This window comes from Devosia sp., from assembly GCF_041917035.1.
Lineage (GTDB): Bacteria > Pseudomonadota > Alphaproteobacteria > Rhizobiales > Devosiaceae > Devosia_A.
Window position 1 is genome coordinate 1 of record NZ_JAYRYM010000015.1, and the last position, 16,971, is coordinate 16,971.

Genomic DNA, 16,971 nt, shown 5'->3' on the forward strand with positions numbered 1-16,971 from the left:
GCCGCCTGCGCGCCCCAGCAGATGAACATCGTCTGGTGCACGTTCGAGCCGGTCCAGTCCATGATCTCAAGCATCTCGGACCAGTACTTGACCTCCTCGAACGGGATGTGGGCGATCGGTGCGCCGGTCACGACAAAGCCGTCGAACTTGCGGTCGCGGACCTCTTCCCAGGTCGAGTAGAAGCTCCTGAGGTAGTCCTCGGAGGTGTTCTTGGACTGGTGGTCGCTGACGCGCACCAGGGTCAGGTCGATCTGCAGCGGGGTGGAGCCGATCAGTCGGGCGAACTGGGTTTCGGTCCGCTCCTTGTTGGGCATCAGGTTGAGCAGGCCGATCTGCAGCGGGCGGATATCCTGGCGCGCGGCGCGCGAGGAATCCATGACGACGACCCCCTCGGCTTCGAGGGTCTTGCGGGCGGGCAGGTGGTCGGGAATGCGAATGGGCATCGTTGCCTCGTGACTTGGAAACGCGAACGGATGACGGATGCGGCGCCCCTCTGTGGGGCGCTATCGCATTCGCCGTCCGATGGCGCTGGCCACGAGGTCGAGGAACTCGTCGCCGTCCCGCACGGTGGCGAGGTCGGCGGCATCGACCGCGTAGCCGAAATTGTCGGCGAGCTTCTGGTAGCGCGGCAACCGGTCGTGCAGCAGTGCCTCGAAACCCCATGCGCCGAAGGCGTCGGGATCGACGTCGGCATCGTCGGCGACGCGGTTGATCGCCTTGAACTCCGCCCATTTCCGCACGAGGAACGCGGGCTGGTAGTACATCGGCTTGGGGCTCTGGCGGAAGCGCCGGACGAGTTCGGCCGCGTCCTTCTCGGTGCCGCGGATGTAGAGCAGCAGCGTCGAGCCGGTGAGGGCCTTCACCACCGGGTCGTCGGCATTGTCGGGGTCGATGACCTCGATCAGCGAGCCACCCGTATCGGCGATGAAGTCGGTATAGCCGTAGAGCTGCTCGGCGCGATCGATGAAGTAGGGCACGTCCTGCAGCGCGGCGATCTCGGCAACCCGGTGCTGCTCCTGGCGGCGCTGGTACTCGGCCAGCGGCAGCCCGCCGCGCTTCACGTCGCCGGGTCGACCCAGATAGGTCGAGAGCGGGTCGAGATTGGCGAAGGTGATGTTGCTCTCGATGCGGATCGAGTCGGTGCGCAACAGGTCGCGCAGGAACGGCACCTTCATGGCCTCGGCCTTGAAGTTGTCGACGATGAACTCGCCCATGTAGCGCGTGCCGATGCGGTAGTCGGCCGAATAGTGGAACCAGTGGTGCCGGCGCAGCAGCGAGGCGAGCCAGGTCTTGCCGACGCCGGCCATGCCGAACACCGTCACCGCATGGCGCGGCGCGCTGAGGAATTCCTCGGGCGTTCTGAACAGCATCGGTCGGGTCCGGTCCGGGTGTGAGCAAGCGTTTAGCCGATGTCCGGCCAAGGTCAAGGGCATGGGGCGGGTGTGGGGCGGCAATTGTTGCCGACGCGCTCGGACTCTTTTTCCCCGACGGCGCCGCAAGAAACGGCGCCAAGCTGGATTTCTCAATGAAATCAGCCCCTGGTGCAACTGGCATCGGTCTTGCATCGACCCTCACGAGCCAGCGCGTCCGGCGCGCACGATAGGGTTATGGAGTCAAGATGGGTATCTACGGCGCACTTTCCACCGCGGTCACCGGGCTTCGCGCCCAGTCCTTTGCCCTCGAGAACATCTCGGGCAACATCGCCAACAGCCAGACCACCGGCTTCAAGCGCACCGATACCGACTTCGTCGACCTGATCCCGGACGCGGCCCAGAAGCGCCAGACCGCCGGCTCCGTGCTGGCGCAGTCGCGCTCCACCAACAACGTGCAGGGCGACGTCAAGGGCGCCTCGACCGAGACCTACATGGCCATCAACGGCAACGGCTTCTTCATAGTCGAGCCGCGTTCGGGGCAGGCGGATGGTTCGGCGACCTTTGCCGGCGCGAACTACTACACCCGCCGCGGCGATTTCGAGATGGACAAGTCGGGCTATCTCGTCAACGGCGCCGGCTACTATCTCAAGGGCCTTCCGATCGATCCGGCGACGCAGAACATCTCGGGCTCGGTGCCGCAGGTGCTGCAGGTCTCCAACTCCTTCCTGCCGGCGCAGCAGACGACGCGCGTCAACTACGAGATCAACCTGCCGCAGCTGCCCAAGACGCCGCGCTACCAGGCCTCGCAGACGGCCGGGTCGGAACTCCTTGCAGCGACGGATTTCCTCAGCATCACGCCCGACCAGGCGGCCGCCACCACCGGCGCGGCGGCCGTCGGCACCGCTGCGGCCTCGACCGTCGCCGCCGCTGGCGACAGCCTCACGATCCAGATCGGGACGACCACGCGGACCTATGCCTTCACCGCTTCGGGCGGCACCACGATGCCGACCATCGACGTTTCGGACGCCACGACGGACACCGTGGCCGAGATGCTGGCGGCCATTCAGGCGGACCTCGTGACGGCCGGCGCCACCGGCGCGACGGTATCGCTCAACGGCGATGGCGAAATCGAGGTCGAGGCGGGCAATATCACCGACAGCATCACCATCACCGACGCGACGACGGGCACCTCGGCCATCGGTTTCAATCTGACCAACGGCACCTATGATCCGACTGTGGCCCAGGCCACTGCGCTCGCGGCGCGGGTGCCGACCGTTGCCGCGGATGATGTCGACAGCTTCATCTCGCAGTCGATCTCCGGCGGCGCGATCACCGTCTATGCCGGCAACGGCGCGCCGGCCAATGTGCAGATGCGCTGGGCCAAGGTGAACTCGACGCAGAATGGCGGCGCGGAGCGGTGGAACCTGTTCATCCTCACCGATGCGGCGGCCACCGGGACCGAGACGATGTGGACCCGGGTCGGCGGCGACTACCAGTTCGGAGCCGACGGTTCGCCCAACCCGCCGATCGAGTACACCGATCTGCCGGCGCTGACGGTCAACGGCGTCACCATCGGCGATGTGCGGCTGCAGCATGGTACCAGCGGGCTGACCCAGTTCGCCGACCCCAACGGCACCGCCGAGGTGACCGCGCTCAGCCAGAACGGCTATGCGGCGGGCGAGTATGTCTCGGTCTCGGTCAACGATGCCGGTCGGGTGGTGGTGTCGTACAACAATGGCCAGCAGCTCGAGGTCGCGCAGGTGGTGACCGCCAACTTCAACGCCACCAACCAGCTCAAGCGCATGGATGGCGGCGTGTTCGCCGCGACCTCCGACTCGGGTGAGCCGATCCTCGACAATGGCGGCGGCGTCATCGGTTCCTCGCTGGAGGCGTCCAACACCGATATCTCGGAGGAGTTCACCAAGCTGATCGTGACGCAGCAGGCCTACGCGGCCGGCACGAGGATCGTGTCGACCGCCGACCAGATGCTGCAGGAAGCCCTGAACATGGTCCGCTGAGGCGGACCCGCGCGTCGGGTGGTGCGCCGGCGGCGGGCGCCGCCGGGGGCATTCGAGTAGACGAGGAGTAGGGTGCAATGGGTCTGTCGGTTACGCTGAGCAACGCGCTGAGCGGCATGAAGATCGGGCAGAACGCCCTTGACGTTCTGTCCTACAATGTCGCCAATGCCGGCACGCCCGGCTACCACAAGCGGGCCCTCAGCGTCATCGAGACGCTGGGTGTCAACTCGACCTACGCCCGCGAGGGCGCGCTCAGCCGCACCTTCAACCAGAGCCTGCAGCAGCACTACACGCGGGCGGTCTCCGACTCCGCTTTCGCCAGCGTGCAGTCGAGCTATCTCGATCGCGTGCAGACCCTGTTCGGCATGCCCGGTACGGTCGGCTCGCTCGATGACGCCTTCAACAGCTTCGAGACATCGCTGACCTCGCTCTCGACGAGCCCTGACAGCTTCGCGGCGCGGGCCGATACCGTGCAGAAAGCCCAGGTGCTCGCCAGCACGCTCAACCGGTTGACCACAGATATCCAGTCGCTCCGGCAGGAGGTCGAGAGCCGGATTGCCACCAGCGTCGACGACATCAACGCGCAGCTCTCCTCGCTGGAGAAGATCAACATCCGGCTTGCCGATCAGGGCATCGATCCCGGCTCGCGCGCCACGCTGCTCGACCAGCGCGATCGCCTCGTGTCCTCGCTGTCCGAGCAGATGGACCTGCGGGTGGCCTACCGCAACGACGACACCGTGGCGCTGATGACCCGCTCCGGCGTCGGAATCCTCGATGGCCGGGCTTCGATCTTCTCGTTCGAGTCCGCCGGTGCGCTGGCCGCCACATCGCAGTTCAGCACCGATGACACCAAGTCCAAGGTCGGCCGGCTGATGCTGATGACATCGGCGGGCCTGCCGATCGACCTGGTGAAGCAGAATGTGCTCGCCTCCGGTGAACTGGCGGGCCTCGTCGAGCTTCGAGACGCTAAGCTGGTCCAGGCGCAGGATCAGCTGGACGAGGTTGCCAGTGCCCTGGCGATGTCGCTGTCGACCAATGTCACGGCCGGAACCCAGGTCACTGCCGGCCTCGCCAACGGCTTCGATCTCGACATCTCCAACGTCCGCAACGGCAATGAGTTCACGTTCTCCTACACCCAGGGTGGAATCGAGAAGGCCGTGCGGGTGCTGCATGTCGACGACACCAGCAAGATGCCGCTCGATTACGTTGACGCGAACGGCGCAAGGGTGATCGGGCTCGATTTCACTGCGGGTTCGGCTGCCGTTGCGACCGAACTGCAGAACCGCCTCGGCGCGGGGCTGGTGGTCACCAGCCCGTCCAGCGTCACGATCCGCATCGTCGACGACGGGGCCGGCGGCACGACCGACATGGTGTCGGCGTCGAGTCGCTGGACCTCGACCGGCTTGCAGAACGGCGACCTTGCCATCAACCTGTTCGTCGACTTCAACAATGCTGACTATACCAACGCGCTGGACGGCAACGGCCAGCGGCTCGGCTTTGCCGGCCGCATCCAGGTGAACACCGAGATTCTGGCCGACAACAAGCTGCTGGTGCAGTACCAGGCGACGACTTCTCTCGGTGATGCCAAGCGCGTTGACAGCCTGGTCGACAACCTGGGCAGCATGCGCTTCGCCGGCAGCCTCGGGACGACCGGGCAGAACGCCAGCTTCCGGCTTGCCGGTACGGTGAGCGACTTCATCAGCCAGGCCATCAACTTCCAGGGCAATGCCGCCGCGTCGGCGATCTCCGATGCCGACACGCAGGAGCTGACGCTCAACGCCCTGGGGGAGCGGCTCGAGGGCGAATATGGCGTCGATGTCGATGAGGAAATGGCGCGGCTGATGGAACTGCAGAATGCCTTCTCAGCCAATGCACGCGTGATGTCGGTGGCTCAGGAGCTGATCGACTCGCTCATGCAGATCGTGAGGTAATCCCATGACCGTGATCAACAAATCGATGTTCCCGCTGTCCACCGGGATCAACAACATCATGGGGATCAAGCAGCGCTACGACAAGCTGCAGACGCAGCTGGCGAGCGGTCTCAAGGCGTCGAACCTGGGCGAGATGGGCACCGACCGCTACTTCGACCTGGCGCTGCGGCAGCGCATCGCCAACATCGAGAGCTACCAGGGCAATATCAAGACGGTGAACCTCAGGCTCAACGTTCTCGACAACACCATCAGCCGCCTGAACGTGATCGAGGCGGATTCGCGCGCCTCGACCATGTCCGGGGCCGGCGGCCAGGACAGCCTCAACTTCGAAACCACGCCGACCCTCGCGGCTGCCCGCTTCGACGAGGTGCTGACGCTGATGAACGTCGATATCGCCGGCCGCTACATGTTCGGCGGCAGCCGCACCGAGAGCAAGCCGGTCGCCGACCCCTACGACGTGCTCAACGGATCGGGAACCCGCGCCGGCTTCAAGCAGGTGATGGGTGAGCGCCGCCTTGCCGATCTGGGAACCTCCCATCTGGGTCGCCTGACGGTCGGTGCTGCCACCGACACGGTGACGCTGGCCGAGGACGGAACGCATCCGTTCGGCCTCAAGCTCGCGCAGATCTCCACGACCAGCGCCAACATCGCCACCACCCCGGCCGCGGGTGCGCCACCTTCGCTGACGGTACAGTTCGGCGCGACGCTGCCGATCGTCGGCGAGACGGTGACGATCAGCTTCACGCTGCCCGACGGCAGTGAGGAGTCGATCACCATGACGGCCAGTGCCGACGCCGCGGAGGAGGGCGCTTTCGAGATCGGGGCCGATGCCAATGCCACCGCCGCCAATTTTCAGGTGGCGTTGCAGGCCTCGGTGCAGAAGCTCGCCGAGGGCAAGATGGTGGCGGCCTCTTCCTATGCAGCGGCCGACAACTTCTTCTTCGGCCAGGGCGAAACGCCGATGCGGGTCGACGGGCCACCCTATGACACGGCGACGGGCCTGGTCGCCGGCACCCCGACCAACACGGTGTTCTGGTACAAGGGGGAGGACAGTGCCAACCCGCGTACCTCCGTCACCTCCAAGGTCGGGCAGGGGACGACCGTTGCCTACGGGGTTCAGGCCAACGAGGCCGGCCTCGTCGGGCTGGTTCGCTCTCTCGCTGCGATGGCCGCGCAGATCTTTCCGCAGTCGGACCCGACCTCGGCCGATCGCTACGCCGCGATGACGTCGCGCAACACCAGCCGCCTCGCGGACAGCGCGACGGCATCGGGGTCGATCGAGGTCATCGCCGTCGAGATGGGCCTGGCCAAGGCAACCGCGGGTGCGGTCGGCGAGCGTCACACCGATCACAAGGCGCAACTGGGCAACATGCTCGACACCATCGAGCAGGCGCCGTCGGAGGAGGTTGCCATGGAACTTCTGGCGCTCAAGACCCGGCTCGAGGCGAGCTACCAGACCACCGCCCTGCTGAGCCAGCTGTCGCTGGTCAACTACCTGAAGTAGGCCGGAAAAGCGCAAGGCCCGCGCGCGGCGGGCCCATTCGGTCTGCTCACATGTCGCAGGTTCAGGCGCGTTCGGCGCGCAGCCCCGCGGCGATCTCGCGATTGATGTTGATCAGCACGGTGAGCTTCTGCGGTGCGGGCTCGGCCTGCATCGACATCGTCTGCTTCATCACGAACAGGCCGAGATTGGCGATGTTCTCGCGCAGCGCCTTGGGCAGCTGGCTCTCCTCGCCGGTCACCGAGCCGAGAAACACGGTCCAGAGCTTGCGGTTGTAGGTGAGGGCGGTGAACAGTTCGCCCTGCGCGGAGTCCCACTCGTCGCGCACGCGCTGCAGCTGGCCGGCGGCACGAGACAGCAGGTTGGCCTCGAGAACACGTGGACTGACCGTCTGCTTGCCCACCTGCTGGTAGGCCCGCGCCGCACTATTTTGCATTTGCGAGAAGTTCCTGCTCGTACTGGATCAGCTTTTTCGCAGCCTTAAGGGCTTTGTACAGGGAGCCGGTTAATATCTCGTTGTTGATTTCGTCGACAATGCGGGTAGTCGAGGGCGCCGCCGTGACGATGTCGTTGACGAGCTGGAAATAGTCGGAACGCATCCGCTCGACATCCTCGTGAATGTACATCAGCTGGACGGCCAGGTAGATGCGCTTGGCCGGGCTGTCGGCGGTGTCGAAGGTGAGGATGTCCTTCTCGCGCAGGATCGGGGCCTTGCCGTCGATGAACAGCCGCGTGCGCTGATCGGAGTTGGTGATCACGCAGTTGCCGACGATCAGGCGCTCGCCGGGTTTCAGCTCGACTTTGAGGGACATGGATCGGCTCGTCGCTGGATACGATGCGCCATACTAGCACCCGCCGCGTCACCAAAACGCTACCGCCGTCCGGGTGTTTGCGCTTGAGCCGTGAAACGAAAGAGGCGGGCCTTGGCCCGCCTCTTCCTGATCCGTGGATCGACGTCCTAGAACAGGCGGAGCACGGCCTGGTCGGCCTGCGAGGCCATCGACAGGGCTGTCGAAGACAGCTGCTGGCGGGTCTGCAGGGCGAGAAGGTTGGCCGCTTCCTCGTTGGTGTCGGCGAGCGTCAGGTTCGCGGCACCGGTCTCGAGGGTGTTGATCATGTTCTTGGTGAAGTCCTGACGGTTTTCGACGACCGACAGGTTCGAGCCGAAGGTCGACGACTGCGACCGCAGGCTGTTGAGCGCCGTGCTCAGGGTCTCGAGCTTGGCGTCCAGCGTGGTGTCGCTGTCGAAGTCGGCGTTGACCGCGGCGTCGATACCCAGGTTGGTGTTGTTCACCGAGGTGGCTGCGCCGTCTTCGTCCTTGGCCTGGATCTCGATCGTCGAGGTACCGGTCTCGTTGAAGGTCAGCTTCAGCTTGTCGCCGCGCAGCAGGTTGATACCGTTGAACGAGGCGTCGTCGGCGAACTTGTCGAGCTGGTCACGCAGGTCGTTGAACTGCTTGACCAGGTTCTTGCGCACGTCGTTGCCGCCGATGCTGTCGGTCCCGGTGCTGCCGTCAACGTCGCCGCCAGAGTTCACGCCGGTCACGGTCAGGTCTTCGGTCGAGAGGTTCTCGATGCGGAGCTTGCCGTTGTCGTTGGAGGCGCGAATCTTGCCTTCGAGGCTGGTGTTGGCGTTGATTTCGGAGACGAGAGAGTCGACCGTCTTGGCGGTGTTGACGGCGGTCGGCGTCGACTGCGTGGCGATGCCGATGATGGCGCCGGTGCCGGCGATGGTGATGCCGATGTCGTTGGTATCGGCTTCCAGCTTCAGCGAACCGTTGTCATCGAGGCTGGCGGTGACGTTCAGGCCCGAGGCGCCGTTGATGCCGGCGATCAGGTCGGAGACGTCGTCGCCCGAGGCGGCGGTGAAGGTATAGGTCGTCGTGCCGTCGCTGACCGAGAAGGTTTCGGTATCGGCAAGACCGAGGGCAACGTCGTCGAGCTGGGTAGCCCCGGTGAGGCCGGTCGCCGTCGACACGTCCGACGCCACCGCAGCGGTGTTCTCGGTGAGGTCGACATCGACGGCGGTGGTGCCGATCGAGCCGTCTTCGAACGAGATCTGCTCGGTGCCGGCCGGGGACGAGCCCAGGTCGATCGTGTAGGACTCGGTCTTGAACGACTTGTCCTGGCGCGCCTGGCGGAGCGTGGACTGCATCGACTCGACGGTCTTGGTGATCGACTTGAGGCCGTTGTCGGCCGCTTCGATCGTCTTGATACCCGAGGACATCGAGTCCAGCAGGTTGGCCATGTCGGAGGCGCGGCTGTTGAGCGCCGTGGCGGTGAAGAAGTTCGACGGGTTGTCCAGCGCGGAGTTCACCTTGAGGCCGGTAGCGAGACGATTTTGCGTCTTGGCCATGGCGTCGGCGGTGGACTGCAGGCTGAGCAGGTTCGAACGAACCGCCTTGGAGAGATTCACATCCATTGGAATAGCCCTTTCTAGGACCTTACACGTTTACATCCGCCTCTTTCTGAGACGTGCTCCCGATCATTGGGGCCAGACCAGAAGAAAGTCTTAATCGGGTCCGGAAAATGCGATGCGGGATTGCAGATATTTCGCGGGGTTAACGGGGCCTTTCCAGGCTGTCCGGAAATGAAGCGAAGTCCATGTCCACAAAAAGAAAAAGGCGGGCCGAGGCCCGCCTTTCCGGATCGATGCGAGGACGTCTTCAGCCGAACAGGCGGAGCACGGCCTGGTCGGCCTGCGAGGCCATCGACAGGGCTGTCGAAGACAGCTGCTGGCGGGTCTGCAGGGCGAGAAGGTTCGCCGCTTCCTCGTTGGTGTCGGCGAGCGTCAGGTTCGCGGCACCGGTCTCGAGGGTGTTGATCATGTTCTTGGTGAAGTCGGTGCGGTTCTCGACGATCGACAGGTTGGAACCGAAGGACGAAGCGTGCGAGCGAAGCTTGCCCATGGCGTCGGCAAGGGTCTCGAGCTTGGCGTCCAGCGTCACGTCGCTGTCGAAGTCGGCATTTGCCACCTCGACAATGCCCAGGTTGGTGTTGTTGATCGACGTCGGCGTACCGCTTTCGTCCTTGGCCTGGATCTCGATGGTCGACGAGCCGGTCTCGTTGAAGGTCAGCTTCAGCTTGTCGCCACGCAGCAGGTTGATGCCGTTGAACGAGGCGTCATCGGCGAACTTGTCGAGCTGGTCGCGCAGTTCGTTGAACTGCTTGACGAGGTTCTTGCGCACCGCGTTGCCGAGGATCTCCTGAGTGGAGGTGCTGCCATCGACGACGCCGGCGGTCGTCACGCCGGTTACCGTCAGTTCCGAGGTCGAGAGGTTCTCGATGCGGAGCTTGCCGTTGTCGTTGGAGGCACGGATCTTGTCGTCGAGGCTGGCGGTCGCGCCGATTTCCGAGACCAGTTCATCCACTGTCTTGGCGGTGTTGACGGCGGTCGGCGTCGACTGTGTGGCGATGCCGATGATGGCGCCGGTGCCGGCGATGGTGATGCCGATGTCGTTGGTATCGGCTTCCAGCTTCAGCGAACCGTTGTCATCGAGGCTGGCGGTGACGTTCAGGCCCGAGGCGCCGTTGATGCCGGCGATCAGGTCGGAGACGTCGTCGCCCGAGGCGGCGGTGAAGGTATAGGTCGTCGTGCCGTCGCTGACCGAGAAGGTTTCGGTATCGGCAAGACCGAGGGCAACGTCGTCGAGCTGGGTAGCCCCGGTGAGGCCGGTCGCCGTCGACACGTCCGACGCCACCGCAGCGGTGTTCTTCGTGAGGTCGATCGCCACCGGCGTAGTGCCCACCGAGCCGTCCTCGAAGGTGATCTGCTCGGTGCCGGCCGGGGACGAACCCAGGTCGATCGTGTAGGACTCGGTCTTGAACGACTTGTCCTGGCGCGCCTGGCGGAGCGTGGACTGCATTGTCTCGACGGTCTTGGTGATCGACTTGAGGCCGTTGTCGGCCGCTTCGATCGTCTTGATGCCCGAGGACATCGAGTCCAGCAGGTTGGCCATGTCGGACGCACGACTATTCAGCGACGCGGCGGTAAAAAAGTTGGTGGGATTGTCGAGCGCCGTATTCACCTTGAGGCCGGTGGCGAGACGCTCCTGCGTCTTCGCCATGGCGGTCGCGGTGGACTGCAGGCTCAGTAGGTTCGATCGAACCGCTTTTGAGAGGTTAACATCCGACATTGAAGTTCCCTTCTGGCGCTGACTGAAAAAACCTCATTCTGAGGCTTGTGGTCATCCTACCGGGGGGAGTCTTAAGAATGGTTAACGAGACGCTGCCGAGGACGGTTAATTTATCCTTTGTGTGACGGCTTCGTTTCCCGTTAGTCATCTGATTTGAAATGGGAAATTAGGCGATAGGCAAGTTCTGCCGTGTCCCGGTATGGGGCGGTTTGGTTACCTCGGAAGACGGGCGGCAGAATCGAAACGGGCTAGACTCGCCTGTCGTGCAGCGCCAGCGATCCCTGCGACGGCAGGTCCGCACTGCCCAGCCGCATGATGATCTCGCGCTCCGAGGTGGGCCTCGGAGGCAATTGCCCGGAAATGAGAGCGACTGCGAAGGCCGCACCGGGCGCTGGCGGCGGGGGTGGCGCCTCGCGGATCGGCAGCGTCTGCTGCGCAGGAGCGGCGGCTGTGCCGGAAGCGCTGTGATCTGGCTGCTGCTGGGACGCAGAATCGTTGCTGGCCGGCCGCGAACGGAAGTTCACGGCTGACCCGACTGCTGCGCTGACCGGCTCGGGCGCTATCCTGGCGCTCATCTTGGCAATCCCTGTTGCCCATAGTTTGGGTGCAGGATGCCCCGGTCGGCTTGCCAGGAGTTTGCAGTCCTGCCGAGGATTTGTGTCGAATTGAACCTACAGCGCGCGGTTCACCGACAGGCCCCGGGCAGCGGTGGCCGACGGTTGCGTGGCGAGTGTGCCATTGGCTCCGTAGGTGCGGGGACGGGACCCGGCCCCCATGGCGTTGGCGACGTCGGTCAGCAGGTCCTCGGTCACGGCGCGGGCGGTTGCTATCACTCTGAGGTTCTCGGCCATCTGGGTGGCGAAGCGCTCGTGCCCCCTGCGCAATGCTTCGACCGCCGCGGGTGCCTCCCGCTGCAGCCGCGTCGCCTGACGCTGCACCGAACGGGCGAGACCCATGTAGTCCTGCGCCAGCCGGGTCTTTTCGGCCGAAAGCGCCCCGGCCTCCTTGAGGCGCCCGGCGCGGAGCAGGGTGGTCTCCTGGTTGAGGATTTCGACCAGGCGATCGAGGGTGGACAGTGCCGCGTTGCTCAACTCGTTGGCCGGCAGGGTGTCAAGGGCGGCGATGCGTTCGGCGGCATTCATCGGCGATAGGCTCCTGCTGGGGCTGCATTGGCGGCGAACTGCGCGGACTCCTGCGCAGCGATGAGGTCGGGCAGCAGCGCATCGGCCAGTCCGATGCCACCGGCGCGGGCAACGCTGTCGGCCAACTGCTCGGCCTGCAGGCTGCGCCAGGTCTCCTCGCCGAACCCCCCGCCCATCGCGTCGGGGGAGGTCTCGAGCGAGGCGAACATTTCCTTGATCAGGGTGTTAAGGAACACGCCCTCGAGATCTTCGGCATGGCGGCGCAACTGCCCCAACTGCGCTGTGGAAAGAGTGGAGGATGCGGCGGCCGAGGAGACCATCAGAGTACCTCGATTTCCGCCTGCAGCGCGCCGGACGCCTTGATCGCCTGCAGAATGGCGATCAAGTCGCGCGGACTGATGCCGAGTGCATTGAGACCATCGACCAGTTGCTGCAGGCTGACGGACTCGTTGACGATGGCGAGGTTGCTGTCGTTGGTCTGGATCGTGAGGTCGGTGGCGGGTTCGACGGCCGTCTGCCCCAGGCTCAGCGGATTCGGCTGCACCACGGTGGGGTTCTCGGCGATGGTGACGGTCAGGTTCGATTGCGCCACCGCCACGGTGGACACCCGGACGTCCTTACCGATGACGATCAGGCCGGAGTTCTCGTCGATGATGATCTTGGCCGAGAGGTCGGTGTCGACCACGAGTTGTTCGATGTCGGTCAACAGGTCGACGATGTTGCCGTTGAAGTTGCGGGGCAGGGTGAGGCGGATAGTCGCCGGATCCTCCGGGGTAGCGCAGGGCACACCGATGAAGTCGTTGATGGCGAGCGCAATGCGACGGGAGGTGGTCAGGTCTGGATTGCGCAGCGCCAGGCGCAGGCTCCGCTGGGCGCCGAGGGTGAATTCGATCTCGCGCTCGATCAGGCCGCCCGACGATATCCGACCGGTGGTCGGCACGCCCGAGATGATCGTTGCCGCGTCGCCCTCGGCTTTGAACCCGTTGATCGTCACTGACCCCTGGGCGATGGCATAGACCTCGCCATCGGCCCCGAGCAGCGGGGTGACGAGCAGGGTTCCGCCCTGCAGGCTCGAGGCATCGCCGAGGGCCGCGACGTTGACATCGAGGCGCGAACCCTGCGTCGAGAAGGCGGGCAGGTTGGCCGTCACCATCACCGCCGCGACGTTGGCGGTGCGCATGTTCTCGCCGCGGGTGTTGACCCCGAGCCGCTCGAGCATCGCCTGCAGACTCTGCTTGGTGAAGGGCGAGTTGTTCAGGCTGTCGCCGGTTCCGTTGAGGCCGACCACGAGACCGTAGCCGACAAGCTGGTTGTCCCGAACGCCCTCGATGTTGACGATATCCTTGATGCGGGCAGCGGCCGCGTCGACCCCCGCCGGCTGCAGCATCAGCGTGGCGGCAAGAACGCCAGCCAGCATCCGCTTGAAAAGAGTGTGCAGCATTGCCAGTCCCCGATCTCGACGTCGCATCCCCATGCGTCGTACTGCCGGTACCAGTGCGATATCCGTGCCAACTCGCCCCGGGGAGATGCAACCTATTGAGATGGAATGGAAAACGCTGTCCCGTGGACCTCACCAGACAGGTGTGGCAGGCAACAAGTGCCGGGTCGATTAACCAATGTTTAACCGGTGGCGGCAGATTTTGCCGGCCAGGGCCAAGCGGTGAGTCCAATGCGGATCGACGGCAATCAGCGCGTGACTGTTGCGGGGCGTAGCCCAGCGGGGCGAGGCACGGCATCGTCCGCCTTCATCGTGGATGAGGGCGGTCCGACGACGGTCGATGCCCGGCCTGCGAGCGCCATGTCTGCCACGGCCTCGATCGCGACGCTGCTTGCTCTGCAATCGGTCGAGGACCCACTTCTGAAACGTCGAAAGCTGGTCCGGCGTGGCTCGCAGCTCATCGATGCACTTGAGGAGTTGCGGGCCGACCTGCTGCTCGGCAGGGTTTCGGAGGGCCGTCTCGGTCAGCTCATGACCGTGCTGTCACAGGCGCGCGAGCGGGCCGAGCCGGGCCTCGACGGGCTGATCGACGACATCGAACTCCGGGCTCGGGTGGAACTGGCCAAGCGCGGCCTGTTTCCGGCCTGACGCGTTCTTCGCGGCGTTTCCCTTCGCCATTAATCAGCAAGGTTCTCAAGGCTTGCGAGGCCCCCTCCGCGCCACTATAAGGCCGGCCAAGGGCGCTTTGTAGCGAGTCAGGAATGACCTCTGAAGTTCTTGAATACCGGCCCACGGAAGATGAGCCGTTCATGAGCCCGCGGCAGCGGGAGTACTTCCGGCAGAAGCTGGAGCGCTGGAAGGAGGAGATCCTCCGCGAAAGTCGCGAAACGCTGGAAAACCTGCAGGAAGAGAGCCAGAACCACCCCGACATGGCCGACCGCGCTTCGTCCGAGAGTGACCGCGCGCTGGAGCTCAGGACCCGTGATCGGCAGCGCAAGCTGATCAGCAAGATCGACGCGGCCTTGAAGCGCATCGACGATGGGACATACGGGTATTGCGAGGAGACAGGCGAGCCCATCGGGCTGGCGCGCCTCGATGCTCGACCGATTGCCACGCTATCGCTCGAGGCGCAGGAGATGCACGAACGCCGCGAGAAGGTGTATCGCGACGAATAGGTGGCGACTGGTGCGGCTTTTCAGGCCCCGCCATCGAGCGGGGCTTTTTTGTTGCCCTTCGCCGCAATCTCGCCAGCGTCCAAGCCCAGCCTTGATGCGACAAGCGATTCTGAACCTGCGATGAACGGCGGACTCAGCCCTCGGTCAGGCTCGGCCGCCTAGGCTGGTCTCAATCGGCGAAACGCTGTGGAACGAAACAAAGGACTACCGGAAATGAAGAACCTGCTCGCCATTGCTGCCTTTCTGACCACCGCCTCGGTCGCGACCCTGGCGCAGGCCGACCAGATTACGCTCGGCGAGCCCGGCTATGGCGGCACCGGCTGCCCCGGCGGCAGTGTTTCCGCGACGTTGAGCCCCGATGCGACTTCACTCAGCCTGCTGTTCGACTCCTATGTCGTTGAGGCCGGCGGCGACACCGGCAAAAAGTTCGACCGAAAGAGCTGCAACGTCGCGATACCGGTGCATGTGCCGCAGGGCATCTCCATCGCGGTGCTGGCCATTGACTACCGTGGCTACAACAACTTCCCGGCTGGCGCGAACTCGCAGTTCAACGTCGAGTACTTCTTCGCCGGCGCCCGTGGCCCGACCTTCACCAAGCAGTTCAACGGTCCCAAGGACGAGGACTACCTGATCCAGAACAAGCTGACGGCGCAGTCGATCGTGTGGTCGGCCTGCGGCGCGGACGTCAACCTGCGCACCAACTCGTCGATCCGCGTCACCACCAAGAACAACCAGCAGGCGCTGGCGACGGTCGACTCCGAAGACGTCAGCGCGGCAATCATTTACCAGCTGCAGTGGAAGCAGTGCTAGAGTGTACCAGTTGATCGATCGGGACGGCCGAACGGAGGCCGTCCCGCCGAGGCTGGAGTAGCTGGATGCGGGTTGTTGCGACTGGATTGGTTCTCTTGATCGGCACCGGCGCCGCCGCGGCCGCCGACTGCGCTGCCAGCAACGCACCGCCCGACGTGGTGATCGCTCCTGACGACCGGTCGGCGACCGTCTTTCCGGACGGCTTCATCGTCTTCGGCGGCGATGCCTCGACCTGCGCCGTGAACGTCGCGGTCCCGATCCCGGATGGCTACTTCGGCGTCTACAAGATCGACTCACGCGGCTTTGTGGCGCTCGCAACCGGCGAGAGTGCCACCTACAGCGTGACCTATGACGGAGATACCCAGTCCCAGGTCGTGGATGGGGAGTATCTCGAGGACGCCTTCTACACCCACTATTTCGGTACTGGTCTGGGGCCGATCGCCAGCTTCGACGCGGAATTCGGTCTCGCGGTCGTCGGCGATGGCGCAGCAGGCGCCGAACTCGATAGCATCGACGTGCTGGCCGGATTCACCACGTGGGATGCGCAAGTGGCGTCGGTTACTGAACTGTCCCTCGGTCGCACCGCACTGGTCACCCACCTCAGCGCCACGGGTGGCCTGCTCATCGGCGACAACCAGGCGATGGAGCGCGAGGACAGCGTCGGCGTGTTCGGGGCCGTCGGATCGCATATCGTCGGCGGCACCGCCCACTTCGATCTCGGCGGCGGCTTCCTTCTTGATGGCGGCGCGGCACTCTTTGACCAGTCCGTGGGTGGCGTGGCCAGCAATGGCGCCCTGCTGGGGCTCAAGGCCAGCTACCTGCAGCCGGACGATGGCGCCAGTTTCCGGATCATCGGGTCTGCCGGCCTGAGACTCGCGCCGGGCATGAACCTGACGTTCACTCGGCACTATTCGGACGGCTCCCCGGAGGGAGCGACCGTCCTCGTTGGCACGGCGGGCCATTTGTTCGGGTTCGAGGCAGAGGCCGGTGTACTGGTCAGGCCGGCTCCTACCAGCGAACTCGTGTTCGCCGTCGCGGTATCGCGCACCTGGCTGGGCGTGGACGGGTATGAGGAGACGATCGGGGGATCGAACCTGTTCCCGATCGCGACGGCAACGGCGACCGGAACCTTCGACGCCGTCAGGCTGCGCGCGGCCTGGACCGCCGAACTGGTCGAGGATCTGGACCTTACCCTGCACGGGGCAGTGGGGCAGAGCGTCGCCCACGACGCCCTGACGGCAAACGTCGCCTTTGTCGGTGACGTACAGGCGGGCGCGGTCAGCGAGTTCTTCGCCGAATACGGCGCCCGTCTCGGCTGGGCCCTCAGCCCCGCGACGACCGTCAGCGTCTTCGCGCTCGGCTCGACCGGGTCGGAGAGCGGGACGCACCTGCAGGCCGGCGCGGGCGCCTCCATGAAGTTCTGAACGCGCGGCAACGGCCGCGAAAG

16 protein-coding genes are annotated in these 16,971 nt (G+C 64.8%); 7 read left to right on the forward strand and 9 right to left on the reverse strand.

Annotated features, from left to right (window positions below):
• Together ACE3TU_RS03265 and ACE3TU_RS03270 are read right to left on the reverse strand one after the other, a co-directional pair.
• A partial coding sequence (locus ACE3TU_RS03265) for a homoserine O-succinyltransferase (RefSeq protein WP_374620193.1) occupies nucleotides 1-443 on the reverse strand: 443 nt, incomplete at its 3' end.
• A gap of 60 nt (nucleotides 444-503) precedes the next feature.
• Nucleotides 504-1,370, reverse strand: a complete 867-nt coding sequence (locus tag ACE3TU_RS03270; protein WP_374620196.1) for an ATPase — start codon at nucleotides 1,368-1,370, stop codon at nucleotides 504-506.
• Nucleotides 1,371-1,618: 248 nt separating this feature from the next.
• On the opposite strand from ACE3TU_RS03270, the gene ACE3TU_RS03275 reads away from it, so the two are divergent.
• The 3 genes from ACE3TU_RS03275 (at nucleotide 1,619) to ACE3TU_RS03285 (ending at nucleotide 6,826) form a co-directional block, all read left to right on the forward strand.
• Nucleotides 1,619-3,391: a flagellar hook protein FlgE gene (locus ACE3TU_RS03275; RefSeq protein ID WP_374620199.1), complete on the forward strand. Its 1,773-nt coding sequence runs from the start codon at nucleotides 1,619-1,621 to the stop codon at nucleotides 3,389-3,391.
• A gap of 77 nt (nucleotides 3,392-3,468) precedes the next feature.
• Complete coding sequence (flgK, locus tag ACE3TU_RS03280; RefSeq protein WP_374620201.1) at nucleotides 3,469-5,322, forward strand: flagellar hook-associated protein FlgK; 1,854 nt, start codon at nucleotides 3,469-3,471, stop codon at nucleotides 5,320-5,322.
• Nucleotides 5,323-5,326: 4 nt separating this feature from the next.
• A complete protein-coding gene (locus ACE3TU_RS03285; RefSeq protein ID WP_374620204.1) occupies nucleotides 5,327-6,826 on the forward strand; it encodes a hypothetical protein in 1,500 nt (499 codons plus the stop codon).
• A gap of 61 nt (nucleotides 6,827-6,887) precedes the next feature.
• On the opposite strand, the gene flaF is transcribed toward ACE3TU_RS03285, so the two are convergent.
• The 7 genes from flaF to ACE3TU_RS03320 form a co-directional block, all read right to left on the reverse strand.
• Complete coding sequence (flaF, locus tag ACE3TU_RS03290) at nucleotides 6,888-7,259, reverse strand: flagellar biosynthesis regulator FlaF (protein WP_374620206.1); 372 nt, start codon at nucleotides 7,257-7,259, stop codon at nucleotides 6,888-6,890.
• Nucleotides 7,249-7,635, reverse strand: coding sequence for a flagellar biosynthesis repressor FlbT (flbT, locus tag ACE3TU_RS03295; RefSeq protein WP_374620209.1), 387 nt, complete (start codon nucleotides 7,633-7,635; stop codon nucleotides 7,249-7,251). Before flbT ends, flaF begins: the two co-directional genes overlap by 11 nt.
• Before the next feature lie 146 nt (nucleotides 7,636-7,781).
• Nucleotides 7,782-9,245: a flagellin gene (locus ACE3TU_RS03300; protein WP_374620212.1), complete on the reverse strand. Its 1,464-nt coding sequence runs from the start codon at nucleotides 9,243-9,245 to the stop codon at nucleotides 7,782-7,784.
• Nucleotides 9,246-9,489: 244 nt separating this feature from the next.
• Nucleotides 9,490-10,959 (reverse strand): flagellin, encoded by a 1,470-nt coding sequence (locus tag ACE3TU_RS03305; protein ID WP_374620214.1) that lies wholly within the window; start codon nucleotides 10,957-10,959, stop codon nucleotides 9,490-9,492.
• Nucleotides 10,960-11,630: 671 nt separating this feature from the next.
• Complete coding sequence (locus tag ACE3TU_RS03310) at nucleotides 11,631-12,101, reverse strand: flagellar protein FlgN (protein ID WP_374620216.1); 471 nt, start codon at nucleotides 12,099-12,101, stop codon at nucleotides 11,631-11,633.
• Nucleotides 12,098-12,421: a rod-binding protein gene (locus ACE3TU_RS03315; protein ID WP_374620219.1), complete on the reverse strand. Its 324-nt coding sequence runs from the start codon at nucleotides 12,419-12,421 to the stop codon at nucleotides 12,098-12,100. The genes ACE3TU_RS03310 and ACE3TU_RS03315 overlap by 4 nt, the downstream gene beginning before the upstream one ends.
• Complete coding sequence (locus ACE3TU_RS03320) at nucleotides 12,421-13,542, reverse strand: flagellar basal body P-ring protein FlgI (protein WP_374620222.1); 1,122 nt, start codon at nucleotides 13,540-13,542, stop codon at nucleotides 12,421-12,423. Before ACE3TU_RS03320 ends, ACE3TU_RS03315 begins: the two co-directional genes overlap by 1 nt.
• A gap of 228 nt (nucleotides 13,543-13,770) precedes the next feature.
• Between ACE3TU_RS03320 and ACE3TU_RS03325 the strand changes: the two genes are divergently transcribed.
• From ACE3TU_RS03325 to ACE3TU_RS03340, 4 genes are all read left to right on the forward strand, one after another.
• Nucleotides 13,771-14,187, forward strand: coding sequence for a flagellar assembly protein FliX (locus tag ACE3TU_RS03325; RefSeq protein WP_374620225.1), 417 nt, complete (start codon nucleotides 13,771-13,773; stop codon nucleotides 14,185-14,187).
• 113 nt (nucleotides 14,188-14,300) lie between these two features.
• On the forward strand, nucleotides 14,301-14,714 hold the full coding sequence (gene dksA, locus ACE3TU_RS03330) for an RNA polymerase-binding protein DksA (protein WP_374620228.1): 414 nt from the start codon (nucleotides 14,301-14,303) through the stop codon (nucleotides 14,712-14,714).
• A 213-nt stretch (nucleotides 14,715-14,927) separates the two neighbouring features.
• A complete protein-coding gene (locus ACE3TU_RS03335) occupies nucleotides 14,928-15,524 on the forward strand; it encodes a DUF4360 domain-containing protein (protein ID WP_374620231.1) in 597 nt (198 codons plus the stop codon).
• Between the two features lie 95 nt (nucleotides 15,525-15,619).
• Complete coding sequence (locus tag ACE3TU_RS03340; protein WP_374620232.1) at nucleotides 15,620-16,948, forward strand: hypothetical protein; 1,329 nt, start codon at nucleotides 15,620-15,622, stop codon at nucleotides 16,946-16,948.
• Nucleotides 16,949-16,971: the final 23 nt, after the last annotated feature.

Excerpts from the sequence above, each read along its gene's own strand:
- ACE3TU_RS03270 (WP_374620196.1), bottom strand. The coding sequence starts at position 1,370 with ATGCTGTTCAGAACGCCCGAGGAATTCCTCAGCGCGCCGCGCCATGCG.
- ACE3TU_RS03275 (WP_374620199.1), top strand. The coding sequence starts at position 1,619 with ATGGGTATCTACGGCGCACTTTCCACCGCGGTCACCGGGCTTCGCGCC.
- flgK (WP_374620201.1), top strand. The coding sequence starts at position 3,469 with ATGGGTCTGTCGGTTACGCTGAGCAACGCGCTGAGCGGCATGAAGATC.
- ACE3TU_RS03285 (WP_374620204.1), top strand. The coding sequence starts at position 5,327 with ATGACCGTGATCAACAAATCGATGTTCCCGCTGTCCACCGGGATCAAC.
- flaF (WP_374620206.1), bottom strand. The coding sequence starts at position 7,259 with ATGCAAAATAGTGCGGCGCGGGCCTACCAGCAGGTGGGCAAGCAGACG.
- flbT (WP_374620209.1), bottom strand. The coding sequence starts at position 7,635 with ATGTCCCTCAAAGTCGAGCTGAAACCCGGCGAGCGCCTGATCGTCGGC.
- ACE3TU_RS03300 (WP_374620212.1), bottom strand. The coding sequence starts at position 9,245 with ATGGATGTGAATCTCTCCAAGGCGGTTCGTTCGAACCTGCTCAGCCTG.
- ACE3TU_RS03305 (WP_374620214.1), bottom strand. The coding sequence starts at position 10,959 with ATGTCGGATGTTAACCTCTCAAAAGCGGTTCGATCGAACCTACTGAGC.
- ACE3TU_RS03310 (WP_374620216.1), bottom strand. The coding sequence starts at position 12,101 with ATGAATGCCGCCGAACGCATCGCCGCCCTTGACACCCTGCCGGCCAAC.
- ACE3TU_RS03315 (WP_374620219.1), bottom strand. The coding sequence starts at position 12,421 with ATGGTCTCCTCGGCCGCCGCATCCTCCACTCTTTCCACAGCGCAGTTG.
- ACE3TU_RS03320 (WP_374620222.1), bottom strand. The coding sequence starts at position 13,542 with ATGCTGCACACTCTTTTCAAGCGGATGCTGGCTGGCGTTCTTGCCGCC.
- ACE3TU_RS03325 (WP_374620225.1), top strand. The coding sequence starts at position 13,771 with ATGCGGATCGACGGCAATCAGCGCGTGACTGTTGCGGGGCGTAGCCCA.
- dksA (WP_374620228.1), top strand. The coding sequence starts at position 14,301 with ATGACCTCTGAAGTTCTTGAATACCGGCCCACGGAAGATGAGCCGTTC.
- ACE3TU_RS03335 (WP_374620231.1), top strand. The coding sequence starts at position 14,928 with ATGAAGAACCTGCTCGCCATTGCTGCCTTTCTGACCACCGCCTCGGTC.